Raw genomic sequence first — 25,988 nt, 5'->3', positions numbered from 1 at the left:
GGTGGTCGAACTCCGCCTGCTGGGCGAGGTGGCGGTGCACGTCGACGGGCGTCCGGTGGACCTCGGGCCGGCGCGGCAGCGGTGCGTGTGGGCCGCGCTGGCGGTGGACGTCAACCGCGTGGTGCCGGTCGAGCGGCTGTCTGAGCGGGTGTGGGGCGGGAACCCGCCGCTACGCGCCAGGGCGATCCTGACGACCTACCTGTCGCGCCTGCGCCAGGCGCTGCCGGAGGACGACGCGGTGAGCCTGGCCAGGCGTTCGGGCGGTTACCTGCTGCAGGCGGACGAGTCCGCGGTCGACCTCTGCCGGTTCCGCGAGCTGCGCGCGCTGGCGCGGGCGAGCACCGACGACGACCACCGCGCGGCGGAGCTGCTGACCGGGGCGCTGGGGCTGTGGCGCGGCGAGGCGTTGACCGGCCCGGACAGCGAGTGGGCGGCGGCCGAGCGCGACCGGTTGCGACGGGAACGCCTGGACACCGCCTGCGACCTCGTCGACGCGCGGCTGCGCCTGGGGCACGGCGACGACCTGGTGGCGGAGCTGGTGGCGCGGACCGCCGAGCACCCGCTCGACGAGCGCGTCGCCGCCCAGTACCTGCTCGCCCTGCACCGGGCCGGGCGTTCGGCGGAGGCGCTGGAGCACTTCCGGGTCGTCCGCGAGCGGCTCGCCGACGAGCTGGGCACGGACCCGGGCGCGGCGCTGCGGCACCTGCACCGGCAGGTGCTGGCCGACGACCCGACGTTGGCGGGCCGCCCGGCGCACGTCGCGGGGCGCGGGACCGACCGGGTGGTGGTGCCCCGGCAGCTGCCCGTCCCCCGCACGGCCTTCGTCGGCCGCCGCGACGAGCTGGACCGCCTGGACGGCACGTTCGACGCGGGCGGCACCGTGGTCATCTCGGCCATCGCGGGCGCGGGCGGCATCGGCAAGACCTGGCTGGCGCTGCACTGGGCGAACACCCGGCTGGACCGCTACCCGGACGGCCAGCTGTTCGCCGACCTGCGCGGGTTCAGCCCGGACAGCGCGCCGATGGCCCCGGCCACGGCGCTGCGCGGGTTCCTGTCCACCCTGGGCGTGGAGCCCGGTTCGATCCCGGCCGACCCGCACGCCCAGGCCGCGCTGTTCCGCAGCCTCACCGCGGGCAAGCGGATGCTGGTGGTGCTGGACAACGCGGTCGACACCGACCAGGTCGTCCCGCTGCTGCCCGGCGGCGAGGGGTGCGCGGTCGTGGTGACCAGCCGCAACCGGCTGGCCGGCCTGGTCACCGGGTACGGCGCCCGGCGGCTGGACCTCGACGTGCTGACCGACGCCGAGGCCCGCGACCTGCTGGCGGGTCGGCTCGGCGAGGACCGGGTCGAGGCGGAGCGGGCGGCGGTGGACGAGCTGGTCGGCCTGTGCGGCGGGGTGCCGCTGGCGCTGAGCATCGTCGCGGCGCGCGGTGAGGCGCCGTTGGCCGAGGTCGTCGCCGAGCTGCACGAGTCGGGGCTCGACGGGCTGGACGACGACGACCCGGCGGCGAGCCTGCCCACCGTGCTGTCCTGGTCGTGCCACGCGCTGACCGACGAGCAGGCGACCGCGTTCGGCCTGCTGGCGGTCGCGCCGGGCCCGGACACGAGCCTGGCCGCCGCCGTCAACCTGACCGGCCTGACCCCGGTCCGGACCAGGGCGGTGCTGCGCGGGCTGGAGCAGGCGTCGCTGCTGGAGCGGGACCCGGCCGGCCGGTACCGGATGCACGACCTGGTCCGCCGGTACGCCACCGAGACGGCCCACCGCGACCTCGCCGAGGACGTCCGGGAGGCCGCGCTCCGGCGGGTGGTGGACTTCTACCTGCACACCGCGCACACCGCGGACCGGTTGCTGCGCCCGCACCACGAGCCGTCCGTCAACGGCACGACCGCCGAACCCGACCACCGGCTCGACGGGCTCGCCGACCACACCGCGGCGCTGACCTGGTTCGACGCCGAGCACGCCTGCCTGCGGGCCGCGCAGCGGACCGCCGCCGAATGCGGTGGGCACCGGGCGGCGTGGCACCTCGCCGCGACCCTGACGACCTACTACCGCGGGCAGGGCAGGTTCCGCGACGCGGTCGCGATGTGGCGGGCGGTGCTGGCTTCCGCCGACCAGCTGGACGACCCCGCCGTGCACATCGAGGCGCACCGCAACCTCGGTGCCGCCTACGCGCCCCTGGGGCGGCACGAGGAGGCGCTCGACCACCTGCGGCGCGCCCTGGCGCTGACCGAGCAGACCGGTGACCCGGGAGCCGGGTTCCAGGTCCACCGGGCGCTGTCCAACGCCTGGACCCAGCACGGGGACGACCGCCGCGCGCTCGACCACGCCACGCGCGCGCTGGACGTCTGCCGCGTGCTCGACGACCCGGTGTGGGAGGGCCACCTGCTCAACCAGGTCGGCTGGCTCACCGCCCGGCTCGGCGACCACGAGCGGGCCCGCGAGCACTGCCTGGCCGCGCTGGCGCTGGCCCGCGAGCACCACGACCCCGACTGCCAGGCGACCACCCTGGACAGCCTGGGCTACATCGACCACCACACCGGCCACCACGCGCGGTCGGTGCGGCACTACCGGGAGGCCCTGGCCCTGTTCCACGACCTGGGCGACCTCTACATGGCGGCCGAGACGCTGGACTACCTGGGGCACCCGCACCTGGCGCTCGGCGAGGTCGAGGAGGCGCGCGTGGCGTGGCGGGAGGCGCTGGCGCTGTACCGGGCGCAGCAGCGGGACGAGGCGGCCCGCCGCGTGCGGCGGCGGGTCGACGACCTCGACCGGTCACCGGGCCTGGACCGGTCACCGGACCCGGACCGGCGCTAGCCCTTCACCGGCGCCGCCCCGGTGCCCAGGCGGTCCATCGGGGTCCGGAACGTCTCGCGCGCGGTGAGCGCGGCGACCGCCGAGACGACGCAGCAGGCCAGCACGAACACCGCCACCGGCAGCCACCCGCCACGGCCCGGGCCGGCCGCGGCGGCGGCGATCGTCGGCGAGAAGCCGGCGAAGGCGAACCCGATCTGCGTGCCCAGCGCCATGCCGGACAGGCGCACGCGGGTGCTGAACATCTCGCCGTAGAACGACGGCCACACGCCGTTGGCGGCGCTGTAGACCACGCCCGACATGAGGATGCCGACCGCCATCACGAGGGCGAAGCTCCCCTCGGAGATCGCCCACAGGTAGGCGAACATCAGCAGCCCGCTGCCGAGCGTGCCCGCGATGAACACGGGTTTGCGGCCAACCCGGTCCGACAGCACCGCCCACAGCGGGATCGCGGCCAGCGCCACCACGTTGGCCAGCACGGCCACCCACAGCATCCCGCTGCGCCCCATCCCGACCGTGTTGACCGCGAAGCTCAGCGCCCACACGCCGAAGATCGTGCTGACCACGGCGACGAACGCGGCGAACACCACCCGCAGCACGTCGGCCCAGTGGTCGCGGAGCAGCACGGCGAGCGGGAGCTTGGCCGTGCCGCCCTGGACCTCCTCGCGGCGGAACACGGGCGTCTCGTCGACCGACCGCCTGATCCACAGGCCCACCACCACGACGACGGCGCTGAGCCAGAACGGCACCCGCCAGCCCCACGACAGCAGCTGCTCCTCGGGCAGCGCGGCCACCGGCAGGAAGATCGCGGTGGCCAGGATCTGCCCGGCCTGCGTGCCGCTCAACGTGAAGCTGGTGAAGAAGCCGCGCCGGTGGGCGGGCGCGTGCTCCAGCGTCATCGAGTTCGCCCCGGCCTGCTCGCCGCCCGCGGAGAAGCCCTGCGCGAGGCGCAGCACGACCAGCAGCACGGGTGCCAGCACGCCGGCCGTCGCGTGGTCGGGCAGGCAGCCCACCAGGAACGTCGAGACCCCCATCAGGACGATCGTGAACACCAGCACGGTGCGGCGGCCGAAGCGGTCGCCGACGTGCCCGAGCACCAGCGCGCCGACCGGTCGGGCGAGGTAGCCGACGCCGAACGTGGCCAGCGCGAGCAGCGTGCCCGCGGCGGGTTCGGAGGCGGGGAAGAACACCTTGCCGAACACGAGCGCGGCGGCGGTGCCGTAGATGAAGAAGTCGTAGTACTCCAGCGCGCTGCCGATCCAGGCGGCCAGCGCGGCCTTGGCGGGGCGTGCCTCGACGGCGTCGGGGGGCGGGGTGCGGGTCATCGGGCACTCCTCTGCGGCTGCGTCGTCGCCGCGCAGTGGGGCGGGATGGGGTGGCCAGCAGTATGTACTAACTGGTTAGTACGAGATGGTGGGTGAGCTGCGCCACGCCTGTCAAGCGGTTCGCCGGGACCGGGTCAGCGCGCGGTGAGGTGGTCCACCAGGACGTCGCCGAGCATGCGGCGGTAGTGCTCGCGCCGGGCCGGGTCGAGCATGTCGCGGCGGAAGATCGCGTCGAACGTGTACCGGTTCGCGGTGCGGAACACGCAGAACGAGCTGATCAGCATGTGCACGTCGAGCGGGTCGACGCCGGGGCGGAACACGCCGGCCGCCTCGCCGCGGGCCAGGATGCGGGTCAGCACGCCCAGCACCGGGTCGGCCAGCCCGGAGAGCACCTGCGACGTCGCCAGGTGCTCGGCGCGGTGGATGTTCTCGATGCTGACCAGCCGGATGAACGCCGGGTGCGACTCGTGGTGGTCGAACGTCAGCTCGGCGAGCGCGCGCAGCGCCTCCACCGGGTCGAGGTGGTCGACGTCGACCTGCTGCTCGACGGCCCGGATGGTGGCGTACGCCTGCTCCAGCACGGCGACGTAGAGCTGCTGCTTGCTCCCGAAGTAGTAGTAGATCATCCGCTTGGTGGTGCTGGTGCGCGCGGCGATCTCGTCGACCCGCGCCCCCGCGTAACCGCGGTCGGCGAACTCCTCGGTGGCGATGCGGAGGATCTCCGCCCGCGTCCGCTCCGCGTCGCGCTGCCGTTCGGGCGACGGGTCGGCGGGCTGCGACGCGGTCATGGACTCCCCTTCACCGGCTGACGACCGTCCAACTCTAGGCGGGCGGCGGGTGGCGCGCCTTCCACCCGCGCGGCCCGGCGGGTATAAGTAACTATCTAGTTCATACATTGCGGAGGTGATGGCGGGGTGGGCCACCTGATCGGGTTGATCGGCTCCGGCATAGGGCCGTCGCTCAGCCCCGCGATGCACGAGCGCGAAGCCGACGAGCTGGGCCTGCGCTACCTGTACCGGCGGTGGGACCTCGACGTGCTCGGCGTGCCCGCGCGCGACGTCGGCCGGCTCCTCGACGCCGCGCGGCTCGCGGGCTACGACGGCCTCAACCTCACCCACCCGTGCAAGCAGCTCGTCCTCCCCCACCTCGACGCGCTGTCCCCCGACGCGGAGGCGATCGGCGCGGTCAACACCGTGGTGCTGCGCGACGGCCGGGCGGTCGGCCACAACACCGACTGGTCCGGGTTCGCCCGCAGCCTGCGCCGCGGCCTGCCCGACGCCGCGCTGGGTTCCGCGGTGCTGGTGGGCGCGGGCGGCGCGGGCGCGGCGGTCGGCCACGCGCTGCTCACCCTGGGCGCGGGGCGGGTGGACGTGCTCGACGTCGACCCGGGGCGCGCGGCGGACCTCGCGGCGGCGCTCGCGGACCGGTTCGGCGCGGGCCGGGCCGTCGCGGGCGGCGTCGACGAGCTGGAGGCGCGGCTGCGCGGCGCGGACGGCCTCGTGCACGCCACGCCCACCGGCATGGCCGGGCACCCCGGGCTGCCCGTCCCCGCCGACCTGCTGCGACCCGACCTGTGGGTGGCGGACCTGGTGTACCGCCCGCTGGCCACCGGCCTCGTCCGCGCGGCACGGGCGCGCGGCTGCCGGGTGCTCGACGGCGGCGGCATGGCCGTGTTCCAGGCCGTCGACGCGTTCGCCCTGTTCACCGGCGTCGAACCCGACGCCGACCGGATGACGAGACACTTCACGGAACTGGTGGGGGTGACCGCCGATGTCGGCTGAGCGGACCGCGATCGCGACCGTGTGCCTGTCCGGGACGCTGGAGGAGAAGCTGGACGCCGCCGCGGCCGCGGGCTTCGACGGCGTGGAGCTGTTCGAGAACGACCTGGTCGCGTCCGCGTCGAGCCCGGAGGACGTCCGCGCGCGCTGCGCCGACCTGGGCCTGGCGATCGACCTGTACCAGCCGTTCCGCGACTTCGAGGCGGTGCCCGAGGAGGTGCTGCGAGCCAACCTGCGCCGCGCCGGGCGGAAGTTCGACGTGGTGCGGCGGTTGGGCGCGGACACCGTGCTGGTGTGCTCGTCGGTGTCGCCGCACGCCGTGGACGACGACGGCCTGGCCGCCGACCAGCTGCGCCGGCTGGCCGACCTGGCCGCCGAGCACGGGGTTCGGGTCGCCTACGAGGCGTTGGCGTGGGGCCGGTTCGTGCGCACCTACCAGCACTCGTGGGAGGTCGTGCGGCGCGCCGACCACCCGGCGCTCGGCGTGTGCCTCGACAGCTTCCACGTCCTGTCGGTCGGCTCGGACCCGGCGGGCATCCGCGACATCCCGGGCGAGAAGCTGTTCTTCCTGCAACTGGCCGACGCGCTGGACCTCGGCATGGAGGTGCTGCCGTGGAGCAGGCACCACCGGCTGTTCCCCGGGCAGGGCTCGTTCGACCTCACCGCGTTCCTCGGGCACGTGCGGGCCGCCGGGTACACCGGCCCGCTGTCGCTGGAGGTGTTCAACGACGTGTTCCGGCAGTCCGACCCGGCGCGGACGGCCGTGGACGCCGTGCGCTCGCTGCGCCACCTGGTCGACCCGACCGCTCCCCCGCTGCTCGGCCACGCGTTCACCGAGATCTCGGCGGACGGCGAGGCCGGGCCGCGGCTGGCGGGCGCGCTGGCCGCCATGGGGTTCGCGCACACCGGGCAGCACCGCTCCAAGCCCGTGCAGCTGTGGCAGCAGGGGCGGGCGCGGGTCGTGGTGAACTCGGCGGTGACCGGGCCGGGCGCGTCGGTGAGCGGGATCGGGCTGGTCAGCACCGACCCGGTGGCGTCGGCGGCGCACGCGGAGGCGTTGCACGCGCCCGTGCTGCCCCGTGCCCGCGGTGAGGGTGAGGCCGACCTGCCGTCGGTGAGCGCCCCCGACGGCACCTCCGTGCTGTTCTGCGACGCGGGGGCCGGGTGGCTGGCGGACTTCCTGCCGACCGGGGCGACGGCGGTGGACGACCACCTCACGGGCGTGGACCACGTGGCGCTGACGCAGCCGTTCGACCGGTTCGACGAGGCCACCCTGTTCCACCGCGCCGTGCTGGGCGTGGACATCGACCGCTCGACGGAGTACGCCGCGCCGTACGGCCTGGTGCGCAGCCGCGTGATGTCCACTTCGGACGGCACGGCGCGGGTCGTGCTGTCGTCGTCGCTGCTGCGCCGGGGCGACTGGGCGCCCGGCGTGCCCGACCCGCAGTGCGTGGCGTTCTCGACGGACGACGTGTTCGCCGCCGCGGCGGCGTTGCGGCGCGAGGGGGTCGTCGTGCCGACCTACCCGGACAACTACTACGAGGACCTCGACGCGCGGCTCGGGGTGGGGCCGGAGCTGGTGGCGCGGATGCGGGAGCACGGCGTGCTGCACGACCGCGACGAGCACGGCGACTGCTACCTGCTGTGCACCGAGGTGTTCGGCGGTCGGGTGTTCTTCGCGGTCGTGCAGCGGGTCGGCGGGTACGCGGCGTGCGGTGAGGCGGTGGCCCCGGTCCGGATGGCCGCGCACCGCAGGCTCAGGCTGGCCGCGACCAGCGCATCCGACGCCTGAACGTAGAACTCAGGGGTCCTGGGCGTTGGACTCTCGGGGTCTGGACGTTGGACTCTCGGGTCGGGAACGCATGACACGCGGGGTGGGAGGGCATGACACGCGGGGTGGGAGGGCATGACTCGCGGTCAGGTGGGGAGGTCGGGGAACGGGGAGCGGACGCGGGCGGCCAGGTAGTCCGCGCCCGTGGTGCCGCCGGTGCCGCGGTGGGCGCCCACCAGGCGGTGCACGCACTCCAGGTGGGCGGTCTTCCAGCGCCGGTAGCAGGCGGCGATGTCGTGCAGGGCGTCGACCACCTGGCGGTAGGCGGGGTCGCGGCGGCACGCTTCGGCGAGGGTGGTGCCGGCGGTGGCGGCGTGCAGGGCCTCCAGGACCGGCGCCGGGCCCCGGCCGAAGCCCAGCGCGCGCTCCACGTCGGCGAACTGCTCGGACTGCGCGCCGCTGGCCGTGCCCAGGTAGGGGCGGAAGCGGGCGAAGCAGTCGGCGGGCAGCCGGTCCAGCACGTCGATGTGCGAGCGCAGCAGGTCGAACACGCGGCCGACGCGCAGCAGGTGCTCGGCGGCCAGGCGCGGCCGGGCGGCGCGCAGCGCGTCGACCCCCAGGTCCAGGTCGAGCAGGAGCTGCCGCAGCCACAGCTCGCTGGTCTGGTGCACGACGATGAAGAAGTGCTCCGCCAGGCGCACCCGGTCGGTCTCCCGGCCCGCGACCCTGGGCCGCTGCAACGACAGCAGCGCGTCCAGCTCCAGGTACCGCCGGTAGTCCAGGTCCTCGTCGACGACGGGGTTCATCGCTGGTCCCTTCAGGAGGAGGTGGCGGGCAGCAGGCGGTGTCTCGCGAAGACCTCCTCCGCGCCCGGCACGTCGAGCACGCCGGCCGAGCGGAACACCCGCACGGTGGCGCGGCAGATGTGCGCGACCCGGTCGGCCCCGGCGTCACCGCCGTAGGTGTCGGCCACGACGCCGCGCGCCGCGTCCCGGCTCAGCCCCGCCAGCTCCAGCGAGCCCACGATCGGCGCCACGTCCCAGTTCAGGCACGCCAGCACCAGTTCGGGCAGCGCGTGGGCGACCGGTCCGCGCAGCCCCGGGTCGAGCTGCGCCCACAGCCGGTGGAAGAAGTCCGCGAAGAACCGGTGGTGGTGCCCCTCGTCCTTGGCGTGGTCACGGGTCAGGTCGCGCACCACGGTGAGCACGGTCGGGTCGTTGGGGATCTCGTTGAGCACCGCCGTCACCAGCGTCTCGAACACCACGGCCTGCAGCAGCGGCACGAGCGCGGGCGAGTCCGGCAGCAGCCGGGCGGCGGCCGACTCCAGGGCGTCCACGAACCCGCCGTAGTCGACGTCCGGCACGGGGACGCCGGTCTCCGCGGCGATCTGCTGCGCCAGGTCGAGGCTGTAGAGGGAGTGGTAGCCCTCGTCGCAGTAGACCTTGAACGCGTCCAGCTTCGCCGAGCCGGGCAGGTCCACGCCCGAGCGCCCGTTGGCGATCAGCTCGGACGCCCGGTTCACCACCCGGGTCTCCAGGTGCGCGGTGGAGAGCAGGAACTGGTACAGGTGGCGGATCGTCACGTCGCGCCGCGCCCGGTCGGGCAGCGCCAGCACGGCCTCGTGCCCCAGCACCGGCACCTGGTCGGCCGGGTAGAACACCTTGCCCTGGTCGGTCTCGTCGTGGAACAGCCTGCGCGGCCCGGACCGCACCCCGGACGTCTCGTACCAGCCGCGGAACGCCTCGCTCACCGGTCGCCCCCCGCGGGTGCGGTGACCTCGGCGAGCCGGTCGACGCCGACGGCGACCAGCCCGGGTTCCACGGCGTGGCACAGCCGGAACCAGCCCGGTTCGGGCGAGGCGAACGCGCCGCCGGGCAGGACGTTGACGCGGCCCGCGTCCAGGACGTGCCGCCACAGCCGCCGCTCGGCGGCGAAGTCCGGCGCGGCCAGGCGCTCGCGCAGGTCGAGCCACACGCTGAACCCGGCGGTGGCCGGCAGGTGCGGGACGCCGCGCTCGTCGAGCCTGGCCGCCACGTGCGCGTAGGACCGCAGCAGCCGCCGCTGGTTCTCGGCCAGCAGCAGGTCGACGCGCGCCCGGTCGGCCAGCAGGTCCACCAGCAGCGCCTGCGTGTCGGTGGACACGGTCGCGAAGTAGGCCAGCGCGCGGGCGGCGGCGCGGGTCGGTCCCGACGTGCGCAGGACGCCCACCTTGAGCCCGGAGAGCCCGAAGTCCTTGGCGAACCCCCAGACGACGTGCACGCGGTCCGGGTCGGCCTCGGGCACCGCGCCCAGCACGTCCGGGTCGAGCACGCCGGTGAACCCCTCCGGGCCGAACGCCGAGTGCGCGTACACCTCGTCGGAGATCAGGTCGAGGTCGTGCTCGGCGGCGACCCGCAGCAGGTCGCGCAGCACCTCGGCGGGGTGCGTGGTGCCGTGCGGGTTCGCGGGCGAGGTGATGGCCACCGCCCGCACCGGCACGCCGTCGGCGCGCAGGGACACCGCCGCGCGGGCGACCGCGTCCGGGTCGAGGGCGAAGCCGTCACCGGGCGGCACGGGCACCAGCCGGGCGCCGGAGCGGCCGGTCAGGTCCGTGTCGAACGCCGAGTAGTACGGCGTGGGCACCAGCACGACGTCGCCCGGGTCGCACAGGACGGTGGCCGCGACGTCCAGCGCGGCGGTCGCGCCGGCGACCACGACCAGGTCCTCCGGGTCGACGGCGGTGCGCCAGGTGCGGCCGAGCAGGGCGGCGACGGCCTCGCGCAGGGCGGGCGCGCCGTGCGGCGGGCCGTAGTGCGAGTCCGCGGCGCGTCGGGGGCGCACCCCGGACAGCACCGGGCCGACGAGGTCCCACAGCAGGTGGTTCTCGGCGGTGCCCAGGTTGACGTAGCCGCGCGGGTTGTCGACCGGGTGGAAGGGGTCGGCCTCGGCCGCGAAGTGCGCGGCGGCGATCACCGGGACGTCGGCGGCGAGCCGGGCGGCGGTGCGCGACACCATCAGGCCACGCCCTGCGGCTGCGGGTGACCGCCCAGCAGGGCGGGGTGCACGCCCAGGCCCATCGAGGCGTCGATGACCGCGCCGTGCAGCAGTTCGGCCGCGGGCAGGGTCAGCCAGTGGACCAGCTCGGCGACCTCGTCGGCCTCGATCAGCCTGCCGCCCGGCAGCCCGGCGACCAGGCCCGACCGCGCGTGGTCGTCCAGGGCGGACAGGGTGCTGGCGCGGAACATCGTGGTGTCCACCGCGCCGGGGCAGACCGCGATCACGCGCACCGGCTCGTGCGCCAGCTCCGCGGCCAGGTGCCGGGTCATGTAGGCCAGGGCGGCCTTGCTCATGCCGTCGGCGACGTGGAAGTCGGGGAACAACGCCACCCCGCCGCCCACGCTCGACACGTTGACCACGACACCGCCGCGCCGGCGCATGTCGGGCAGCAGCTGCTGGACCAGCCACAGCGGTCCGACGCAGTTGATGCGCAGGAACGCCTCCGCGCGCTCCGCGTCACCGCCCTCGACCTGCCACTCGACGGTGCGCGAGCCCACGGCGGCGTTGTTGACGAGGACGTCCACCGGCCCGGGCAGCGCCGATAACAGCCGTTCGTGCGAGGGCCGGTCGCCCTGGTCGAACGGGAACGCGGCGACGTCGGCCCCGTCGTGCTCGGCGACGATCTTCTCGGCCCGTTCGCGGCCGGAGCGGTAGGTGAACCACACCCGGTCGCCCGCGGCGGCGAACCGCGCGACCGCGGCGCGGCCGATGCCGTCGGACCCTCCTGTGATCAGCACTGTGCGCATGGGCGAAGTCCTCTCCGGGTGGCGCGCCGCGCGGGACGGCGGTGGTGGTGGGCGCGCGGCACGTCGTGATCTTGCTGACCCCGCCGCCGGCGCGCCAACACCGCGGTGCCGCGGTGGACGGTCGCGGGTGGACCGGCCCGTCCCCGGATAACCGCCGGTCGCCGCGGGTAAGCGCGGTGGCCGGACGGCGGCGCGAGACCCTTCGGTGAGCCGAAGAACCGAACGGGCGCACCGGACGGGGCCGAGCGGACGGCGAAGGGGCGGCGGACGGGCGTCGGACGGACATCGGGCGGACGGCGAAGGGGCCGCCCACGACGTCGTGGGCGGCCCCGGGTCCCGGAACGGGTCGTCAGCGGAACAGGCGCAGCGGCACGGCGTCGGCCATCGCGGCCATGCCGGCGTCGTTCGGGTGCAGGTGGTCGCCGCTGTCGTAGACGGGCAGCAGGCGTTCCGGGTCGCGCGGGTCGCGGACCGCGCGGTCGAAGTCGACCACACCGTCGTACTCGCCGCCGGTCCTGATCCACCGGTTCACGGTCTGGCGCGCGGCCTCGTTCTCCGGGCTGAAGAAGCCGAACGTGTCGTTCTTGAACGGCGTGATCGTGCCGCCGTAGGCGCGCAGCCCCTGCGCGTGGGCACGGGCGATGAGCCGGCGGTGCGCGTCGATGATGTCCCGCGCGGTCACCTTCTCCGACAGCGGGGCGCTGGTGCCCGGGTGGCCGAGGTCGTTCACGCCGAGGAGCACGACGACGTGCCGGGCACCGGGCTGGGCGAGCACGTCCCGGTCGAAGCGGCGCAGGGCGGCCTGGCCGAAGTAGTTCGCGTAGCCCTCCGCCGGGTGGCCGGCGGGCGGGTTCGGGTCGTGCAGCAGGCGGTTGCCGCTGATGCCCGCGTTGACCACGCCGAGGTGCCGCAGGCCGCGGTCGGCCTGGAACCGCCGGGCCAGCACGTCGGGCCAGCGCCGGTTCGCGCCGCGCGTGGTCTCCGCGCCGTCGGTGATCGAGTCGCCGAACGCCACCACGGTGCCGCCGCGCGGACCGGTGACGCCGACGCCGGTGAGGAAATGCCACTTGCCCAGCACGGCGGTCGACGCGGGGTCGGCGTGGCCGGTGGCGTTGCCCGCCAGCACGTACCCGTCCTGGTACGGGAAGGCGTGCACGGTGGTCGCGGGCGTGCGCCGGGGCAGGTGGACGCTGACCACCAGGTCGGTGTCGGCGGCCACGGGCAGCGCCACCGGGTCGCTGAGCAGCGGCGCGCCCGGCGGCACGGTGACCGAGGTGCGCCCGCCGAACGTGAGCCGCCGGTCGCTGCGCGGGTCGATCGCCGCGCCCGTCCCGGCCCGCCGCGCCACGTGCGCCTCGCCGATGACGAGCGGCTGCGTGCCGAACTCGTTGGACAGCCGCACCCGCACGCCGCCCCCGCCGACCGACAGGCGCACGACCTGGCGCAGGGTCTGGTCCTCGAACGACGTGGTGTCCGACGCGGGCACGGTGGTCGGCGAGGTGGCCCACGCCCCCACCCACGTCGGGCGCGGCGCGGCGGACGCCTGGGGCGTGCCCAGGAGCAGCAGGGCGGTCGCGACCGCCCCGAGGGAACGCTTCAGCACGGGTACCTCCGGGTCAGCCGCGGGCGGGGCGGTCGAAGCGCCAGCCGTCGGCGCGCAGCAGCGGGACGACCCGGTCGACGGCGTCCACCGTCTGGGCGCGGTCGTTCGGCCCGTCGTGCATCAGCACCACGGCACCCTCGGTGACGCCGTCGAGCAGGCGCTGGACCAGCACGTCGGTGCCCGGCGGCTCCCAGTCGGCGATGGCCAGCCGCCAGCCGAGCGGGACCATGCCGAGCTTCGCGGCGACGCCGGGCGTCTGCCCCCAACTGCCGTAGGGCGCGCGGAAGTAGCGGATGGGCGCGCCGGGGGCGGCGCGGCGGATCGCGGCGCCGGTCTGCCTCAGGTCGGCCTCGACCTGCTCGGGCGTCCACGTGCCCATGTCGTCGTGGTGCATGCCGTGGTTGCACAGGGTGTGCCCGCCGGCGACGATCGCGCGGACCAGCCGCGGGTTGGCCTCGACCTGGTCGCCCCACAGGCAGAACACGGCCTTCACGTGGTGCTTGCGCAGCACCCGCAGCAGGCGCGGCGTGTCGACCGGGTTGGGGCCGTCGTCGAACGTGAACGACACCGTCCGCCCGCCGTGCCGGGTCGAGTCGACGATGGTCGGCTCGACGCCGGGCCGGCCGCTGTCGACCGGACCGGCGGCGGCCTGGCCCGGCACGGCCAGGCCCAGGACCAGGCCGGTGGTCAGGAGCACCGTTCTCCACCTCATCGTGAAACCCCTTCGTCCGACGGCGGGCGCGGCGACAACTATCTGCCGGGTTCACCCCCGGGCCAAGGGTTTCGCGGATGTTTCGGGTCTCAACTGGGCCGGGGCCGGGCACGACGGAGCGGGGGACGGTCGGCGACCGGCCCCCGCGCGTCCACAGGGGACGGTCAGCGACGGCCCGCCTTGGCGAGCGTGTCGCGCAGGGCGTGGTACGCGGGCTTGCGGGAGAAGTCGTCCCACATCACCGTCGCGGCGCCCTCGCCCTCGAAGAACACCGGGACCCAGGAGTACTTGTCGGTGAAGCCCCAGATCGTGAACGAGTCGCAGCCGTCCACGTTCAGGCAGGCGACGAGCGTGCGGTTGTAGTAGTCGGCCTGCTGCGCGAGCTGAGCCTCGGTCGGCACGCCGCTCTCGGGCAGGTCCATCCGCACGTCCAGCTCGGTGATGGCGGTCTCCAGGCCCAGCGCGGAGAACCGGTCCAGGTTGGCCTCCAGGTCACCGGGGAAGCCGTAGCGGGTGCTCAGGTGGGCCTGCGCGGAGAAGCCGTGCACGGGCACGCGCTGCGCCTTGAGCTGCTTGATCAGCGCGAGGTAGGCGTCGCTCTTGGCGTTCACGCCCTCCACGCCGTAGTCGTTGAAGAACAGCTTGGCCTTCGGGTCGGCCTGGTGCGCCCAGCGGAACGCGTCGGCGATGATGCCGGGGCCCAGCTCCCTGATCCAGATGTTGTCGGTGGTGCGCAGCTCACCGGTCTCGGTGAAGATCTCGTTGGCCACGTCCCACTGCTGGATGTCGCCCCGGTAGCGGCCCACGACGGTCTTGACGTGGTCGCGCAGGATGGCGCGCAGCTCCTCCTTCGAGAAGTTCCCCTGCTCCAGCCACTCCGGGTTCTGGCTGTGCCACAGCAGGGTGTGGCCGCGCACGACCTGGCCGTTGCGCTTGGCGAACCTGACGATCGCGTCCGCGGCGCCGAAGTCGTAGCGGTCGCGCTCCGGGTGGACGTACTCCCACTTCATCTGGTTCTCGGCCGAGACGGAGCTGAACTCGGCGGCGAGGACCTTGCGGTAGGGCTGGTCCGAGGAGAAGGGGTCGGGGTACGGCTGGTCCTCGTGGTGACCGCCACCGGCGACGGCGGTGCCGATGCGGAACCCCTTGGGCGCGGCCTCGCGCAGGGTGTCCTTCTTGGCGTGGCCGGGGGGCCGGTGGTCGACGCTCGGCGCGGCCGAGGCCACGAGCGCCAACGGGACCGACAGGGCCACGGCGGCGAGTGCCGCGGTGGCCAGGCGGGTCGGCTTCATCAGGGAGGTCTCGCTTCCTCACGACGGCGTGGGGTATCCGAAACTTTCGAAAGCCTTGATGAAAGTTTTCGAGATGCCGGACCCTAAAATGGCAGTCACGCCAACGTCAAGAGCGGGTCGGCCGCGTCAGGCGACGGCGGCCGGGTGGAGTTCGCGCGTTCCGGTCTCCCGCAGCGCCAGCGCGCACCCCGTGCTCAGCAGGCAGAACGCGGCGATGACGGACGAGACGAGCACCAGGCCGCGCCCCCCGGTGGCGCGCTGCACCTCCGCGAACAGCAGCGGCGCGAACCCCGCGCCCAGGCCGGCCACCTGGTAGACGAGCGACGCCCCCGTGTAGCGGTTCCCGGTGCTGAACAGTTCGCTGTAGACCGCGGCGAGCGGCCCGTAGAGCATGGGGTGCAGCACGCCCTGGCCCAGCACCAGCGCGATCACCAGCAGGGTCGTGTCGCGGGCGTCGACCATCGGGAACAGCGCGAAGCCGAAGACCCCCAGCGACGCCGCGCCCGCCAGCAGCACGGGCCGCCGGCCGAACCGGTCGGACACCGCGGCCCAGGACAGGATGCCGACGACGGCGCACGCCGAGGACAGCGTCAGCGCGTTGAGCACGGTCTGCCGGGCGTGACCGACCTGCACGCCGTGCGCCAGCACGAACGTCGTCAGCGTCGACTGCACGACGAACGCGGCCAGGCCGAGGCCGATGCCCAGCAGCAGCACGCGCGGTCGGTCGCGGAGCACCTCCAGCAGCGGCACGCGGCGGCGCGGGGCGTCCAGCGCCCGGAACGCCGGCGTCTCCTCGACCCGGTGGCGGATGAACAGGCCCACGCCCAGCAGCACGACGCTGAGCAGGAACGGGACGCGCCAGCCCCAGTCGAGCAGCGCGCGTTCGCCGACGACCGCGCCGGTCGCGGTGAGCGCGGCGGTGGACAGCACCATGCCGCAGGGCGCGCCCGCGTTGGTGAACGACGCCCACAGGCCCCGCCTGCTCGTGGCGTGCTCGGCCGACATCAGCACCGCCCCGCCCCACTCGCCGCCGACGGCGACGCCCTGGAGCACGCGCAGCAGGACCAGCCCGGCCGGCGCGAGCCAGCCCGCCTGGGCGTAGGTGGGCAGCAGGCCGATCAGGGTGCTCGACACGCCCATCAGCACCATGGTCAGCACCAGGACCCGCTTGCGGCCGAACAGGTCGCCGAAGTGCCCGAACAGGACGCCGCCCAGCGGGCGGGCGAGGTAGCCGGTGGCGAACGTGCCGAAGCTGGCGATCGTGCCGACCAGCGGGTCGAGCGAGGAGAAGAACACCTTGTTGAACACCACGGCGGACGCGGTGGCGTAGAGGAGGAAGTCGTAGTACTCGATCACGCTGCCGACGAAGCTCGACGCGACGGCGCGGCGGAGTTGGGTGTTCGGCACGGCGGACCTCGCGTCCAGGCGTAGTTCCGGTTCATGGCGCACGCCGAAGCTACGGCAGTTTCGTGACGGCCGTCTAGACGCTGCCCAACGTAATTGCCCCCGATTACCCTGGACCCCGTGACCGTGAGCCCCGGGGACGCGCCGCCGCCCGCGCGCCCGCAGTCGCTGATGCTGGCCTTCCTCGGCCTCTACGTGCTCGACCGCGGCACGGCGGTGTACTCCGGCGGCGTCATCGACGTGTTCTCCCGGGTCGGCGTCTCCGAGGAGGCGGTGCGCTCGACGCTCACCAGGATGGCCGCGCGCGGCCTGCTCACCCGGCAGCGGCACGGCAGGCGCGTCTACTTCGGCCTCACCGACCACGCCACCGAGGTGCTGCGCGACGGCAGGCGGCGGGTCCGGGAGACCGGCGCGGTCGACCGGGCCTGGGACGGAACCTGGACGCTGGTCGGCTTCTCGCTGCCCGACAGCCGCCGCGGCGACCGGCACGAGCTGCGCTCGCACCTGCTGTGGGCCGGGTTCGGGATGCTCCAGAACGGCCTGTGGATCGCCTCGGGCGCGCGCGACGCCGCCGGCATCGTCGACCGCCTCGGCCTCGCGGACCACGTCACCGTGTTCAGCGCGCGGCACGCCAAGCCGACCGACTCGACCGACCTGGTGCACCGCGTGTTCGACACCGGGTCCATCGCGGACCGCTACCGCGCCTTCATCGCCCGCTGGGGCCGAGCCGACCCGCTGCCCGCGCTGCCCGATGACCTGGCCCGCCAGCTCGTCCTGCACACCGACTGGCTCGGGCTGGTGCGCCGGGACCCGCACCTGCCGGCCGAGCTCCTGGACGAGGACTGGCCCGCGATCCGCGCCGAGGAGCTGTTCCACGACCTCGACGCCCGCTACGGGGACGCGGCGGCCTCGATCGCGGCCGACGTGGTGGACGAGGTCCCCGCCGCCCGCTGAACGCCCGCTGAACGCCCGTCGAAGGCCAGCCGGAACAAGCCTGTTATCGCTAACAAGCAGGCGGCGTCAAGGGGCAATTTCTCCGACGAACAGTGGTTGAGCAGAGCAAACGTCGCTGTTAGCGTTAACAGACCGGCTTGTCCAGAGGAGGCAATGGTGCCCACTCGCCCGCAGCTCACCCGTGCCCTGACCGCCGTCGTGGTCCTGCTCGCCGCGCTGGTCGCGGTCGGCACGCCCGCCGCGTCGGCGTCACCCGCGACGCAGTTCACCAACCCGGTGGCGAACAACCGCGCCGACCCGCACGTCTTCAAGCACACCGACGGCTACTACTACTTCACCGCCACCGCGCCCGAGTACGACCGGATCGTGCTGCGCCGCGCCACAACCCTCCAGGGCCTGGCCTCCGCGCCCGAGTCGGTGATCTGGCGCAAGCACTCCGGCGGCGAGATGGGGGCGCACATCTGGGCGCCGGAGATCCACCACGTCAACGGCAGGTGGTACGTCTACTTCGCCGCCGGCCGCACCGACGACGTGTGGCGCATCCGGCCCTACGTGCTGGAGAACAGCAGCGCCAACCCGCTCACCGGAACGTGGACCGAGCGCGGCAGGGTCAACGTCCCGTGGGACACCTTCTCCCTGGACATGTCCACCTTCGCGGTCAACGGCACGCGCTACCTGACCTGGGCGCAGGCCGAACCGGGGATCTCCACCAACTCCAACGTCTACCTCGCCCGGATGGGCGCGAACCCGTGGCAGGTCACCGGCACCGTCGCGCGGCTGGTCGTGCCGACCCTCGCCTGGGAGACCCGCGGGCACAAGGTCGCCGAGGGACCGGCCGTGGTGCAGCGCGGCGGGCGGGTGTTCCTCACCTACTCGGCGAGCGCGACGGACGCCAACTACTGCCTGGGGATGCTCAGCGCGTCGGCGTCGGCGAACCTGCTCGACCCGGCGTCGTGGACCAAGAGCGCCAACCCGGTGTTCCAGAGCAACGCGGCGACGAGCCAGTACGGCCCCGGGCACAACTCGTTCACGGTGTCCGAGGACGGCCAGAGCGACATCATGGTCTACCACGACCGGAGCTACCGGGACATCTCCGGCGACCCGCTGAACGACCCCAACCGCCGCACCCGCGTGCAGAAGGTCTACTGGAGGGCCGACGGCACGCCGGACTTCGGCATCCCGGTCGCGGACGGCCCGACGCCCGTGCGGCTCAAGGCGTCCAACGTGGCCGACGCGTTCGTCCGGCACTACGACTACGCGGCCCGGTTGGACGCGAACGTGTCGCCGTTGGCGGACTCGCAGTTCCGGCTCGTGACCGGCCTGGCCGGGTCGGGCACGGTGTCGCTGGAGTCCGCGAACTTCCCGGGGTACTACCTGCGGCACCGCGACTTCCAGGTGCACGTGGAGCGCAACGACGGCTCGGCGTCGTTCCGGGGCGACGCGAGCTTCACCCGCCGGGCGGGCCTGGCGAACGGCGCGGCCGTGTCGTTCGAGGCGCAGAACCACCCCGGCCACTACCTGCGGCACGCGAACTCGCGGGTCGTGCTCAACCAGGTGTCCGACGCGCTCGGGCGCGCCGACGCCACCTTCGTCCTGGAGTGAGGTCCCACAGATGCTGCGCTACCCCCTGCTGCACCCGCCCCTGCTCACCGCCCTGGCCACCGCGGGCCACGGGAGCAGGGTGTTGATCGCGGACGCCAACTACGCGCACCGCACCAACACCCACCACCGGGCCGAGATCGTGCACCTGAACCTGCGCCCCGGCCTGGTGGCGGTGGACGAGGTGCTGGAACCGGTGCTGTCCGCGGTCCCCGTGGAGGCCGTGCACACCATGCGGCCCGACGAGGGCGGCACTCCCCCGGTGTGGGCCGCGTACGAACGCCTGCTCGGCCCGGACCTGCCGCTGCGACCGCTGGCGCGCCAGGACTTCTACGACGCGTGCCGCGCGCCGGAGCTGGCCGTCTGCGTCGCCACCGGCGACGGCAGGCTGTACGCCAACGTGCTGCTGACCATCGGTTTCGTCCCCGCCCCGGCCGAGTAGGCCGGCGGTCCCGGCCGCCCGGTGTCACCCGCCCGCGCCCACCCGGCGCGGGCGGGTGACCCGTCCGGGTACCACGTCCCGGCGAACCGCCGCCCGCGGCGCATCGGGCGGACCGGACCGGGTAGCCCGCGGCGGAGGAGGACGACATGACGAAGCAGAAGACGCAGGACCTGAGCGGGATGACCGTGGCCGAGCTGCGGCACCGGGCGTCCGAGGTCGGTGTGCGGGGCGCCCACGACATGCACAAGGACGAGCTGGTGCGGGCCGTCGCCGAGGCGTCGGGCGGCGCGCCGCGACCGCGTTCCGAGGACGACTCGACCGGCGGCGCGGGCAAGGGCAAGGCCGGCAGGGGCGGGGCCGGCGAGGGCAAGGGCGGTGCGGACAAGGGCGGTGAGGGCAAGGCCGGCGAGGACAAGGGCGGCGGGGGCAAGGGCGGCCGGGGCAAGGGCGGCGTGCGGACCGGCAAGGGCACGTCGAAGAGCCTCAAGTACTCCCAGGAGATCACCTCGACCGACGAGGAGCCGGAGCGCGAGGGCCGCAGCCTGGTCACCACCGACCACGACGTCATCCGGCAGTGGGCCGAGGCGCGCGACGCCGTGCCCGCCACCGTGCCGGGCACGGAGCACGGCGACCACCTGGGCGTGCTGCGGTTCGACTTCCCCGGCTACGGCGGCGACGACCTGCGGCACGTCGAGTGGGACGAGTGGTTCGCCACCTTCGACCACCGCCGGTTGAACTTCATCCACCAGGAGAAGCGCTCGGACGGCTCGCCGAGCACCTTCTTCCGCCTGGAGAGCCCCGACCGCGAGGACGGCTGACCGGTCCGGGGGTTGAGCCCGCCACGACCGGGAAGCCTCCGGGGCGTGTCGAGGCGGAGGGACCGGCGTGGACGGTGAGATCGAGTTGCGGGTGGACGGTCGGGTCAGGCGGCTGCGGGTGGACACCAGGACGACGGTGCTCGACGCGCTGCGCGACCGGCTCGGGGTGACCGCGCCGAAGAAGGGCTGCGACCACGGCCAATGCGGTTCCTGCACCGTCCTGCTGGACGGGCGGCGCGTCGTCACGTGCCTCGCGCTGGCCGTGTCGCACGACGGCGCGGACATCACCACGGCCGAGGGCCTCGCCGACGGCGAGCGGCTGCACCCGGTGCAGGAGGCGTTCGTCGAGCGCGACGCGTTCCAGTGCGGGTTCTGCACGCCCGGCCAGGTGTGCTCGGCGGTCGGCGTGCTGGCCGAGGTCGAGGCGGGTCACCCCAGCGCGGTCACGCCCGACCTCACCGGGCCGGTCGAGCTGTCCGACGAGGAGATCCGCGAGCGGATGAGCGGGAACCTGTGCCGGTGCGGCGCCTACGCGGGCATCACCGACGCGGTGCGCGACTGCGCGGGCGGCGCCCGGTGATCCCGTTCGACTACCGGCGGGCGCTGGACGTGGACGACGCGGTCGGCGCGGCGCACGGCGCGGCGGCGTCGGTGGCGTTCCTGGCGGGCGGCACGAACCTGGTGGACCGGATGAAGCTCGGCGTGGCCGAGCCGGAGGTGCTGGTCGACATCAGCCGCCTGCCGCTGGACGCGGTGGAGGAGCTGCCGGACGGCGGGCTCCGGGTGGGCGCGACCGTGCGCAACAGCGACCTGGCGGCCCACCCGGCGGTGCGCCGCGACTACCCGGTGCTGTCGCGGGCGCTGCTGTCCGGGGCGTCCGGCCAGCTGCGCAACCTCGCGACGACCGGCGGGAACCTGCTCCAGCGCACCCGCTGCTCCTACTTCCAGGACCGGTCCACGCCGTGCAACAAGCGCGAACCCGGCAGCGGCTGCTCCGCGCTGGGCGGCTTCACCCGGCAGCACGCGGTGCTCGGCGCGTCCGGGCACTGCGTCGCCACGCACCCGTCCGACATGGCGGTCGCGATGGCTGCGCTGGACGCCGAGGTGCGCGTGCACGGCCCCGGCGGTCCGCGGACCGTGCCGCTGGTGGAGCTGCACCGGCTGCCCGGCGACGAACCGCACCGCGACACCGTGCTCTCCCCCGCCGACCTGATCACCGCGGTGGACCTGCCGCCGCTGCCACCGGGCACACGGTCGACCTACGTCAAGGTGCGCGACCGGGCGTCGTACGCGTTCGCGCTGGTCTCGGTCGCGGCCGTGCTGCGCGTCGAGGACGGCGTGGTGGCCGACGCGCGGATCGCGCTCGGCGGCGTGGCGCACAAGCCGTGGCGCGCCCGGCGGGCCGAGGAGCTGCTGCGCGGCGCGCCGGCGGACGAGGACGCGTTCCGCCGCGCCGCCGGGGCCGAGCTGGCGGACGCCTCGCCGGTGGGCGACAACGCGTTCAAGGTGCCGCTGGCCCGCAACACCGTCGTGTCCGCGCTGCGCGCGCTGAGCCGGGAGGGACGATGACCGACCTGCTGCCCCGCGTGATGGGCACGTCGCCGCGCCGGGTGGACGGCCCCGCCAAGGTGACCGGTACCGCGCCGTACGCGGGTGACCAGCGCGTCGAGGACCCCGTGCACGCGGCGCTCGTGCAGTCGGAGGTGGCCCGCGGCACGCTGGTGTCGGTGGACACCGGGGCCGCCGAGGCCGTGGACGGGGTGCTCGCCGTGCTCACGCCCGACAACGCGCCGCGCCTGGCCTCGACCGACGACCCCGAGCTGGCCGCCCTCCAGCACCACGACGTGTCGTTCCGCGGCCAGGTGCTGGCCGTCGTCGTCGCCCGCACGCCGGAGGCCGCCCGCCACGCGGCGTCGCTGGTCCGCGCGCACGTCGAGCGGCACGAGCACGACGCGCGCTTCAGCGCCGACCGCGACGACCTGGACAAGCCGGAGAAGGTCAACGGCGGCGCCGAGACGGACACCGCGCTGGGCGACGTCGAGCGCGGGCTCGCGGAGGCGGCGTTCACCGTGGACCAGGCCTACTCGACCGCCTGGTACAACAACAACCCGATGGAGCCGCACACCACCACGGCGCTGTGGTCGGACGGCGAGCTGCGGCTGCACGACTCCACGCAGGGCGTGCACACCACGCGCGAGTCGGTGGCGACGTCCTTCGGGTTGCCGCCCGAGCGGGTGCACGTGGTCGCGCCGCACGTGGGCGGCGGCTTCGGCTCCAAGGGCACCGCGCACGTGCACACCGTCCTCGCCGGCCTGGCCGCGCAGGTCCTCCCCGGCACGCCGGTGACGCTCGCGCTGACCCGGCAGCAGATGTTCTCCCTGGTCGGCTACCGGACCCCGACCGTGCAGCACGTCCGCCTCGGGTGCGACGGCGACGGCCGGCTCACCGCGATCTCGGTCGACGCGTTCAGCCAGACGTCGCGGGTCAAGGAGTTCGCCGAGCAGACCGCGGTGCCGAGCAGGGTCCTGTACGCCGCGCCGAACCGCCGCACCACGCACCGCCTGGCGCGGCTGGACGTGCCGGTGCCGGCGTGGATGCGCGCGCCCGGCGAGTGCCCCGGCATGTTCGGCCCCGAGGTGGCGGTCGACGAGCTGGCGCTGGCGTGCGGCGTGGACCCGGTGGAGTTCCGCGTCCGCAACGAGCCGGACGTCGAGCCCGAGTCCGGCAAGCCGTTCTCCACCCGCAACCTGGTGGCCTGCCTGCGCGAGGGCGCCCGCCGGTTCGGCTGGGCGGACCGGCGGGCTCACGAGGAGGACGGTTGGCTCGTCGGCACCGGCGTGGCCTCGTCCACGTACCCGGTGAACCGGATGCCGGGCTCGGAGGCGACCGTGCGCCTGACCGCGTCGGGCCGCTACCTGGTGGAGATCGGCGCGGCCGACCTCGGCACCGGGACGTGGACCTCGCTGGCCCAGGTCGCCGCCGACGCGCTGGGCGTGGACTTCGCCGACGTGGAGCTGCGGATCGGCGACACCGCGCTGCCCAAGGCGTCCGTGGCGGGCGGGTCCTCCGGGATCACGTCGTGGGGCTCCACGGTGGTCGCCGCGGCCCGCGCGTTCCGCGAGCGGTTCGGCGACCACCCGGCGGAGGGGGACGCGGCGAGCGCGGGGATGCCGGAGAACCCCGACGACGAGCGGTACGCGATGCACGCGTTCGGCGCGCAGTTCGCCGAGGTCAGGGTGCACGCCGACACCGGAGAGGTGCGGGTGCCCCGGCTGCTGGGCGTGTTCGCCGTCGGGCGGGTCGTCAACCCGGGGTTGGCCCGGTCGCAGCTCCTCGGCGGCATGACGATGGGCCTGTCGATGGCGCTGCACGAGCGGAGCCTGCTGGACGAGCGGTTCGGCCACGTCGTCAACCACGACCTCGCCGAGTACCACGTCGCCACCAACCGCGACGTGCCGCACGTGGAGGCGCACTGGATCGACGAGCACGACCCGCACACCAACCCGATGGGCACCAAGGGCGTCGGCGAGATCGGCATCGTCGGCACGGCCGCCGCGATCGTCAACGCGGCCCACCACGCCACCGGTGTGCGGGTGCGCGACCTCCCGGTGACCCTGGACCACTTCCTGCGCTGACCACCGTCACGCCTTCGGGTGACGTCGGGGCGGTCTTCGCCCGTCCGGGGTATGCCTCTCGCGAGGGAATACCGCCGGAAGGACGAGGCCATGCGACGTCGTGCTCGGACATCTCGGCACGCCGTGCCGCCCAACCTCACCGCGTTCCCGTTCGGCCTGCTGACCACGGCCGTCGGGTTCGACGCGCTGCACCTGCTGACCGGGCGGGCCGACTTCGCCGTCACCGCGGCGCACCTCATCGCCGCGGGCGTCCTGCTCGGCTCGGTGACCGCCGCCGGCCGGTGGCTGGCCTGGGTGCTCGCGCCCGACGCGCTGGGCGCTCGCGTGCGGCGGATCAGCATGCTGTACCGCACGACCAACACGGCGGTGCTGCTGCTGTACGGGACGAGCTGGCTGCTGCGCCTCGGTCAGCCCGACTGGCTGCCGACGTGGTCGGCGCTGGGCGCCGCGTGGGCGGGCCTGCTCACGGCGGGCTTCGGCGGCTGGCTCGCCGTGGAACTGGCCGAGCGGTCCGCCGGCGGCGACCGCGGCCCGGTGGCGCGCCCCGGTGGTCCGGTGGGACCCGCCACCGCCCCGTGAACCCGGCCCGCACGCCGGGGTTTGGCGTCAACCGGAAGGGGTACCTCCGGGGGCGCGCCTTGAAACCACAGGGCCGCGGGGGTGTGGCTGATGAACTCGCTCGACCTGCCCGACGACGGTGTGGACCGCCACGTCGACGACCCGCCGTCCGCGGCTGCCGTCAGCGGTTGGGTCCGGCAGGTCGCCTACGGGGTCGACGCGCGGCACGTCGCGGACCTGACGCTGATCACGGCCGAGCTGCTGGCCAACGCGCACCGGCACGCCGAGGGCCCGTGGCGCGTCCGGGTGTTCCGGGTGGAGGGCGCGGTCCGGGTCGAGGTGCGGGACCGCAGCCCGAGCCTGCTGCCCGTGCTGGGCAGGGCGGACCGGCCGGACTCGGGGAGCGGCATGCTGCTGGTCAACCGGTTGTCGGTGCACTGGGGCGTCGAGGTGGGCGCGCGGCACAAGGTGGTGTGGGCCGAGGTGCCGGCGTAGCTGCGGGGTCGTGCTCGCCGCAGCCCCCATGCCCCTAAGCGCCCAATGGGGAGTCCCCCTATCGGGGGTCACCGGTTCGAACTAGGCGCGTCACCCGATGTGAGGGGCATGGGTGCGGACCTAGCGTTGCCCCGGCAAGCAGATCCCAACTCCCGGGAGCACACCGATGGACCCCGTCCAGACCCTGCACGACTTCACGCTCAGCCTGATCGGCGACCCGCACGCCCGGTCCGCGTTCCAGGCCGACCCCCAGGGGTCGCTCGACGCCGCCGGCCTCGGCGACCTGACCGCCCTGGACGTGCGCGAGGTGCTGCCGCTGGTCCTGGACTACGCGCCCACCGGGGGCCTCGACCCCGCCCTGACCGGCGTGGACGTCGAGGACCTGCTCGAACTGCTCGGCGACAGCCCGATCCCGGTGGGCGAGGACCTGCTGGGCCACGGCCTCGACGACAACACCGCCACGGCCGCCGTGTCCGGTGTCGCCGCCGCCGCGCAGCACCTGGCCGGCGACGTGACCGGGGACCTCGCGGGCTCCCTCGACGCCGACGTGCTCAACCGGGTCGAGGACATCACCGCGACGGGCCGGGTGGCCGACGTGGTCGGCGACGTCACCTCCGGCGTGGCGACCGGCGACGTGCTCGGCACGACGCACCTCACCGGCTCGGTCGAGGACATCACCGGCAAGCTGCACGTGGGCGACGTGCTGTCCGACAACGTCACCGACAACCTCACCGGCAACGCCCTGGACCTGCACGACATCGCGCAGGTCGGCGACATCGGCGACATCGCGGACGTGGGTGACGTGGCGAACGTGGGCCAGGTCGTCGGCGACGTCGCGAACGTCGGCGACGTGACCGGCGGGATCGGTGACCTCACCGGCATCGGCAAGGTCACCGACGTGGCGGACCTCCACCACGTCGACCTCGGCGGCGTGCTGAGCGGCAACGAGATCGACTTCTGACGGTCCCCCACCATCACCCGGTCGTGGTCCACCGGGGGGCTGTGGAC

At 74.4% G+C, this 25,988-nt stretch carries 23 protein-coding genes; 13 read left to right on the top strand and 10 right to left on the bottom strand.

Annotated features, from left to right (window positions below; translation table 11 throughout):
* Nucleotide 1: 1 nt before the first annotated feature.
* Entirely contained in the window at nucleotides 2-2,815 is a 2,814-nt protein-coding gene (locus tag ACRAKJ_RS17220; protein ID WP_438919667.1) for a BTAD domain-containing putative transcriptional regulator, read from the top strand.
* Here ACRAKJ_RS17220 and ACRAKJ_RS17215 read toward each other — a convergent pair.
* Entirely contained in the window at nucleotides 2,812-4,137 is a 1,326-nt protein-coding gene (locus ACRAKJ_RS17215; RefSeq protein WP_438919666.1) for an MFS transporter, read from the bottom strand. The genes ACRAKJ_RS17220 and ACRAKJ_RS17215 overlap by 4 nt on opposite strands.
* 134 nt (nucleotides 4,138-4,271) lie before the next feature.
* Complete coding sequence (locus ACRAKJ_RS17210) at nucleotides 4,272-4,925, bottom strand: TetR family transcriptional regulator (RefSeq protein ID WP_438919665.1); 654 nt, start codon at nucleotides 4,923-4,925, stop codon at nucleotides 4,272-4,274.
* Between the two features lie 126 nt (nucleotides 4,926-5,051).
* On the opposite strand from ACRAKJ_RS17210, the gene ACRAKJ_RS17205 reads away from it, so the two are divergent.
* Nucleotides 5,052-5,918 (top strand): shikimate dehydrogenase, encoded by an 867-nt coding sequence (locus ACRAKJ_RS17205; RefSeq protein ID WP_438919664.1) that lies wholly within the window; start codon nucleotides 5,052-5,054, stop codon nucleotides 5,916-5,918.
* The gene (locus tag ACRAKJ_RS17200) at nucleotides 5,908-7,707 is read left to right on the top strand and encodes a bifunctional sugar phosphate isomerase/epimerase/4-hydroxyphenylpyruvate dioxygenase family protein (protein ID WP_438919663.1); all 1,800 of its coding nucleotides are present in this window, start codon (nucleotides 5,908-5,910) and stop codon (nucleotides 7,705-7,707) included. The genes ACRAKJ_RS17205 and ACRAKJ_RS17200 overlap by 11 nt, the downstream gene beginning before the upstream one ends.
* Nucleotides 7,708-7,832: 125 nt before the next feature.
* On the opposite strand, the gene ACRAKJ_RS17195 is transcribed toward ACRAKJ_RS17200, so the two are convergent.
* The 8 genes from ACRAKJ_RS17195 to ACRAKJ_RS17160 form a co-directional block, all read right to left on the bottom strand.
* Nucleotides 7,833-8,492 carry a tryptophan 2,3-dioxygenase family protein gene (locus tag ACRAKJ_RS17195; RefSeq protein ID WP_438919662.1) on the bottom strand — a complete coding sequence of 220 codons (660 nt, stop codon included), beginning with the start codon at nucleotides 8,490-8,492 and terminating at the stop codon, nucleotides 7,833-7,835.
* Nucleotides 8,493-8,503: 11 nt separating this feature from the next.
* Complete coding sequence (locus tag ACRAKJ_RS17190) at nucleotides 8,504-9,436, bottom strand: diiron oxygenase (protein WP_438919661.1); 933 nt, start codon at nucleotides 9,434-9,436, stop codon at nucleotides 8,504-8,506.
* Nucleotides 9,433-10,680, bottom strand: a complete 1,248-nt coding sequence (locus ACRAKJ_RS17185; RefSeq protein WP_438919660.1) for an aminotransferase class I/II-fold pyridoxal phosphate-dependent enzyme — start codon at nucleotides 10,678-10,680, stop codon at nucleotides 9,433-9,435. Before ACRAKJ_RS17185 ends, ACRAKJ_RS17190 begins: the two co-directional genes overlap by 4 nt.
* Complete coding sequence (locus ACRAKJ_RS17180; protein ID WP_438919659.1) at nucleotides 10,680-11,468, bottom strand: SDR family oxidoreductase; 789 nt, start codon at nucleotides 11,466-11,468, stop codon at nucleotides 10,680-10,682. Before ACRAKJ_RS17180 ends, ACRAKJ_RS17185 begins: the two co-directional genes overlap by 1 nt.
* 349 nt (nucleotides 11,469-11,817) lie before the next feature.
* Complete coding sequence (locus tag ACRAKJ_RS17175) at nucleotides 11,818-13,071, bottom strand: SGNH/GDSL hydrolase family protein (RefSeq protein WP_447009035.1); 1,254 nt, start codon at nucleotides 13,069-13,071, stop codon at nucleotides 11,818-11,820.
* A 13-nt stretch (nucleotides 13,072-13,084) separates the two neighbouring features.
* Nucleotides 13,085-13,783, bottom strand: coding sequence for a polysaccharide deacetylase family protein (locus ACRAKJ_RS17170; protein ID WP_438926797.1), 699 nt, complete (start codon nucleotides 13,781-13,783; stop codon nucleotides 13,085-13,087).
* Between the two features lie 164 nt (nucleotides 13,784-13,947).
* A complete protein-coding gene (locus ACRAKJ_RS17165; protein ID WP_438926798.1) occupies nucleotides 13,948-15,075 on the bottom strand; it encodes an endo-1,4-beta-xylanase in 1,128 nt (375 codons plus the stop codon).
* Nucleotides 15,076-15,201: 126 nt separating this feature from the next.
* Nucleotides 15,202-16,524 (bottom strand): MFS transporter, encoded by a 1,323-nt coding sequence (locus ACRAKJ_RS17160; protein ID WP_438926799.1) that lies wholly within the window; start codon nucleotides 16,522-16,524, stop codon nucleotides 15,202-15,204.
* Between the two features lie 75 nt (nucleotides 16,525-16,599).
* Here ACRAKJ_RS17160 and ACRAKJ_RS17155 point away from each other — a divergent pair, with 75 nt between their 5' ends.
* The 10 genes from ACRAKJ_RS17155 to ACRAKJ_RS17110 all read left to right on the top strand — a co-directional run bounded on the left by ACRAKJ_RS17155 (nucleotide 16,600) and on the right by ACRAKJ_RS17110 (nucleotide 25,941).
* Nucleotides 16,600-17,433 carry a PaaX family transcriptional regulator C-terminal domain-containing protein gene (locus ACRAKJ_RS17155; protein ID WP_438926800.1) on the top strand — a complete coding sequence of 278 codons (834 nt, stop codon included), beginning with the start codon at nucleotides 16,600-16,602 and terminating at the stop codon, nucleotides 17,431-17,433.
* Nucleotides 17,434-17,589: 156 nt separating this feature from the next.
* Entirely contained in the window at nucleotides 17,590-19,035 is a 1,446-nt protein-coding gene (locus tag ACRAKJ_RS17150) for a family 43 glycosylhydrolase (RefSeq protein WP_438926801.1), read from the top strand.
* Between the two features lie 10 nt (nucleotides 19,036-19,045).
* Nucleotides 19,046-19,474 (top strand): RbsD/FucU family protein, encoded by a 429-nt coding sequence (locus ACRAKJ_RS17145; protein ID WP_447009034.1) that lies wholly within the window; start codon nucleotides 19,046-19,048, stop codon nucleotides 19,472-19,474.
* Between the two features lie 146 nt (nucleotides 19,475-19,620).
* On the top strand, nucleotides 19,621-20,292 hold the full coding sequence (locus ACRAKJ_RS17140; RefSeq protein ID WP_438926876.1) for a hypothetical protein: 672 nt from the start codon (nucleotides 19,621-19,623) through the stop codon (nucleotides 20,290-20,292).
* 67 nt (nucleotides 20,293-20,359) lie between these two features.
* Nucleotides 20,360-20,872 carry a 2Fe-2S iron-sulfur cluster-binding protein gene (locus tag ACRAKJ_RS17135; RefSeq protein WP_438926877.1) on the top strand — a complete coding sequence of 171 codons (513 nt, stop codon included), beginning with the start codon at nucleotides 20,360-20,362 and terminating at the stop codon, nucleotides 20,870-20,872.
* A complete protein-coding gene (locus ACRAKJ_RS17130; RefSeq protein WP_438926878.1) occupies nucleotides 20,869-21,861 on the top strand; it encodes an FAD binding domain-containing protein in 993 nt (330 codons plus the stop codon). Before ACRAKJ_RS17135 ends, ACRAKJ_RS17130 begins: the two co-directional genes overlap by 4 nt.
* On the top strand, nucleotides 21,858-23,927 hold the full coding sequence (locus ACRAKJ_RS17125) for a molybdopterin cofactor-binding domain-containing protein (protein ID WP_438926879.1): 2,070 nt from the start codon (nucleotides 21,858-21,860) through the stop codon (nucleotides 23,925-23,927). Before ACRAKJ_RS17130 ends, ACRAKJ_RS17125 begins: the two co-directional genes overlap by 4 nt.
* Before the next feature lie 90 nt (nucleotides 23,928-24,017).
* Entirely contained in the window at nucleotides 24,018-24,506 is a 489-nt protein-coding gene (locus ACRAKJ_RS17120) for a DUF2231 domain-containing protein (RefSeq protein ID WP_438926880.1), read from the top strand.
* A gap of 90 nt (nucleotides 24,507-24,596) precedes the next feature.
* The gene (locus ACRAKJ_RS17115) at nucleotides 24,597-24,980 is read left to right on the top strand and encodes an ATP-binding protein (protein WP_438926881.1); all 384 of its coding nucleotides are present in this window, start codon (nucleotides 24,597-24,599) and stop codon (nucleotides 24,978-24,980) included.
* Nucleotides 24,981-25,146: 166 nt separating this feature from the next.
* Nucleotides 25,147-25,941, top strand: coding sequence for an IniB N-terminal domain-containing protein (locus ACRAKJ_RS17110; RefSeq protein WP_447009033.1), 795 nt, complete (start codon nucleotides 25,147-25,149; stop codon nucleotides 25,939-25,941).
* The last annotated feature ends 47 nt before the right edge of the window (nucleotides 25,942-25,988 follow it).

Source organism: Saccharothrix sp. DSM 118769 (assembly GCF_052936295.1).
Note: the sequence above shows the minus strand (reverse complement) of the source record. Positions and strands in the feature narration are given on the sequence as shown.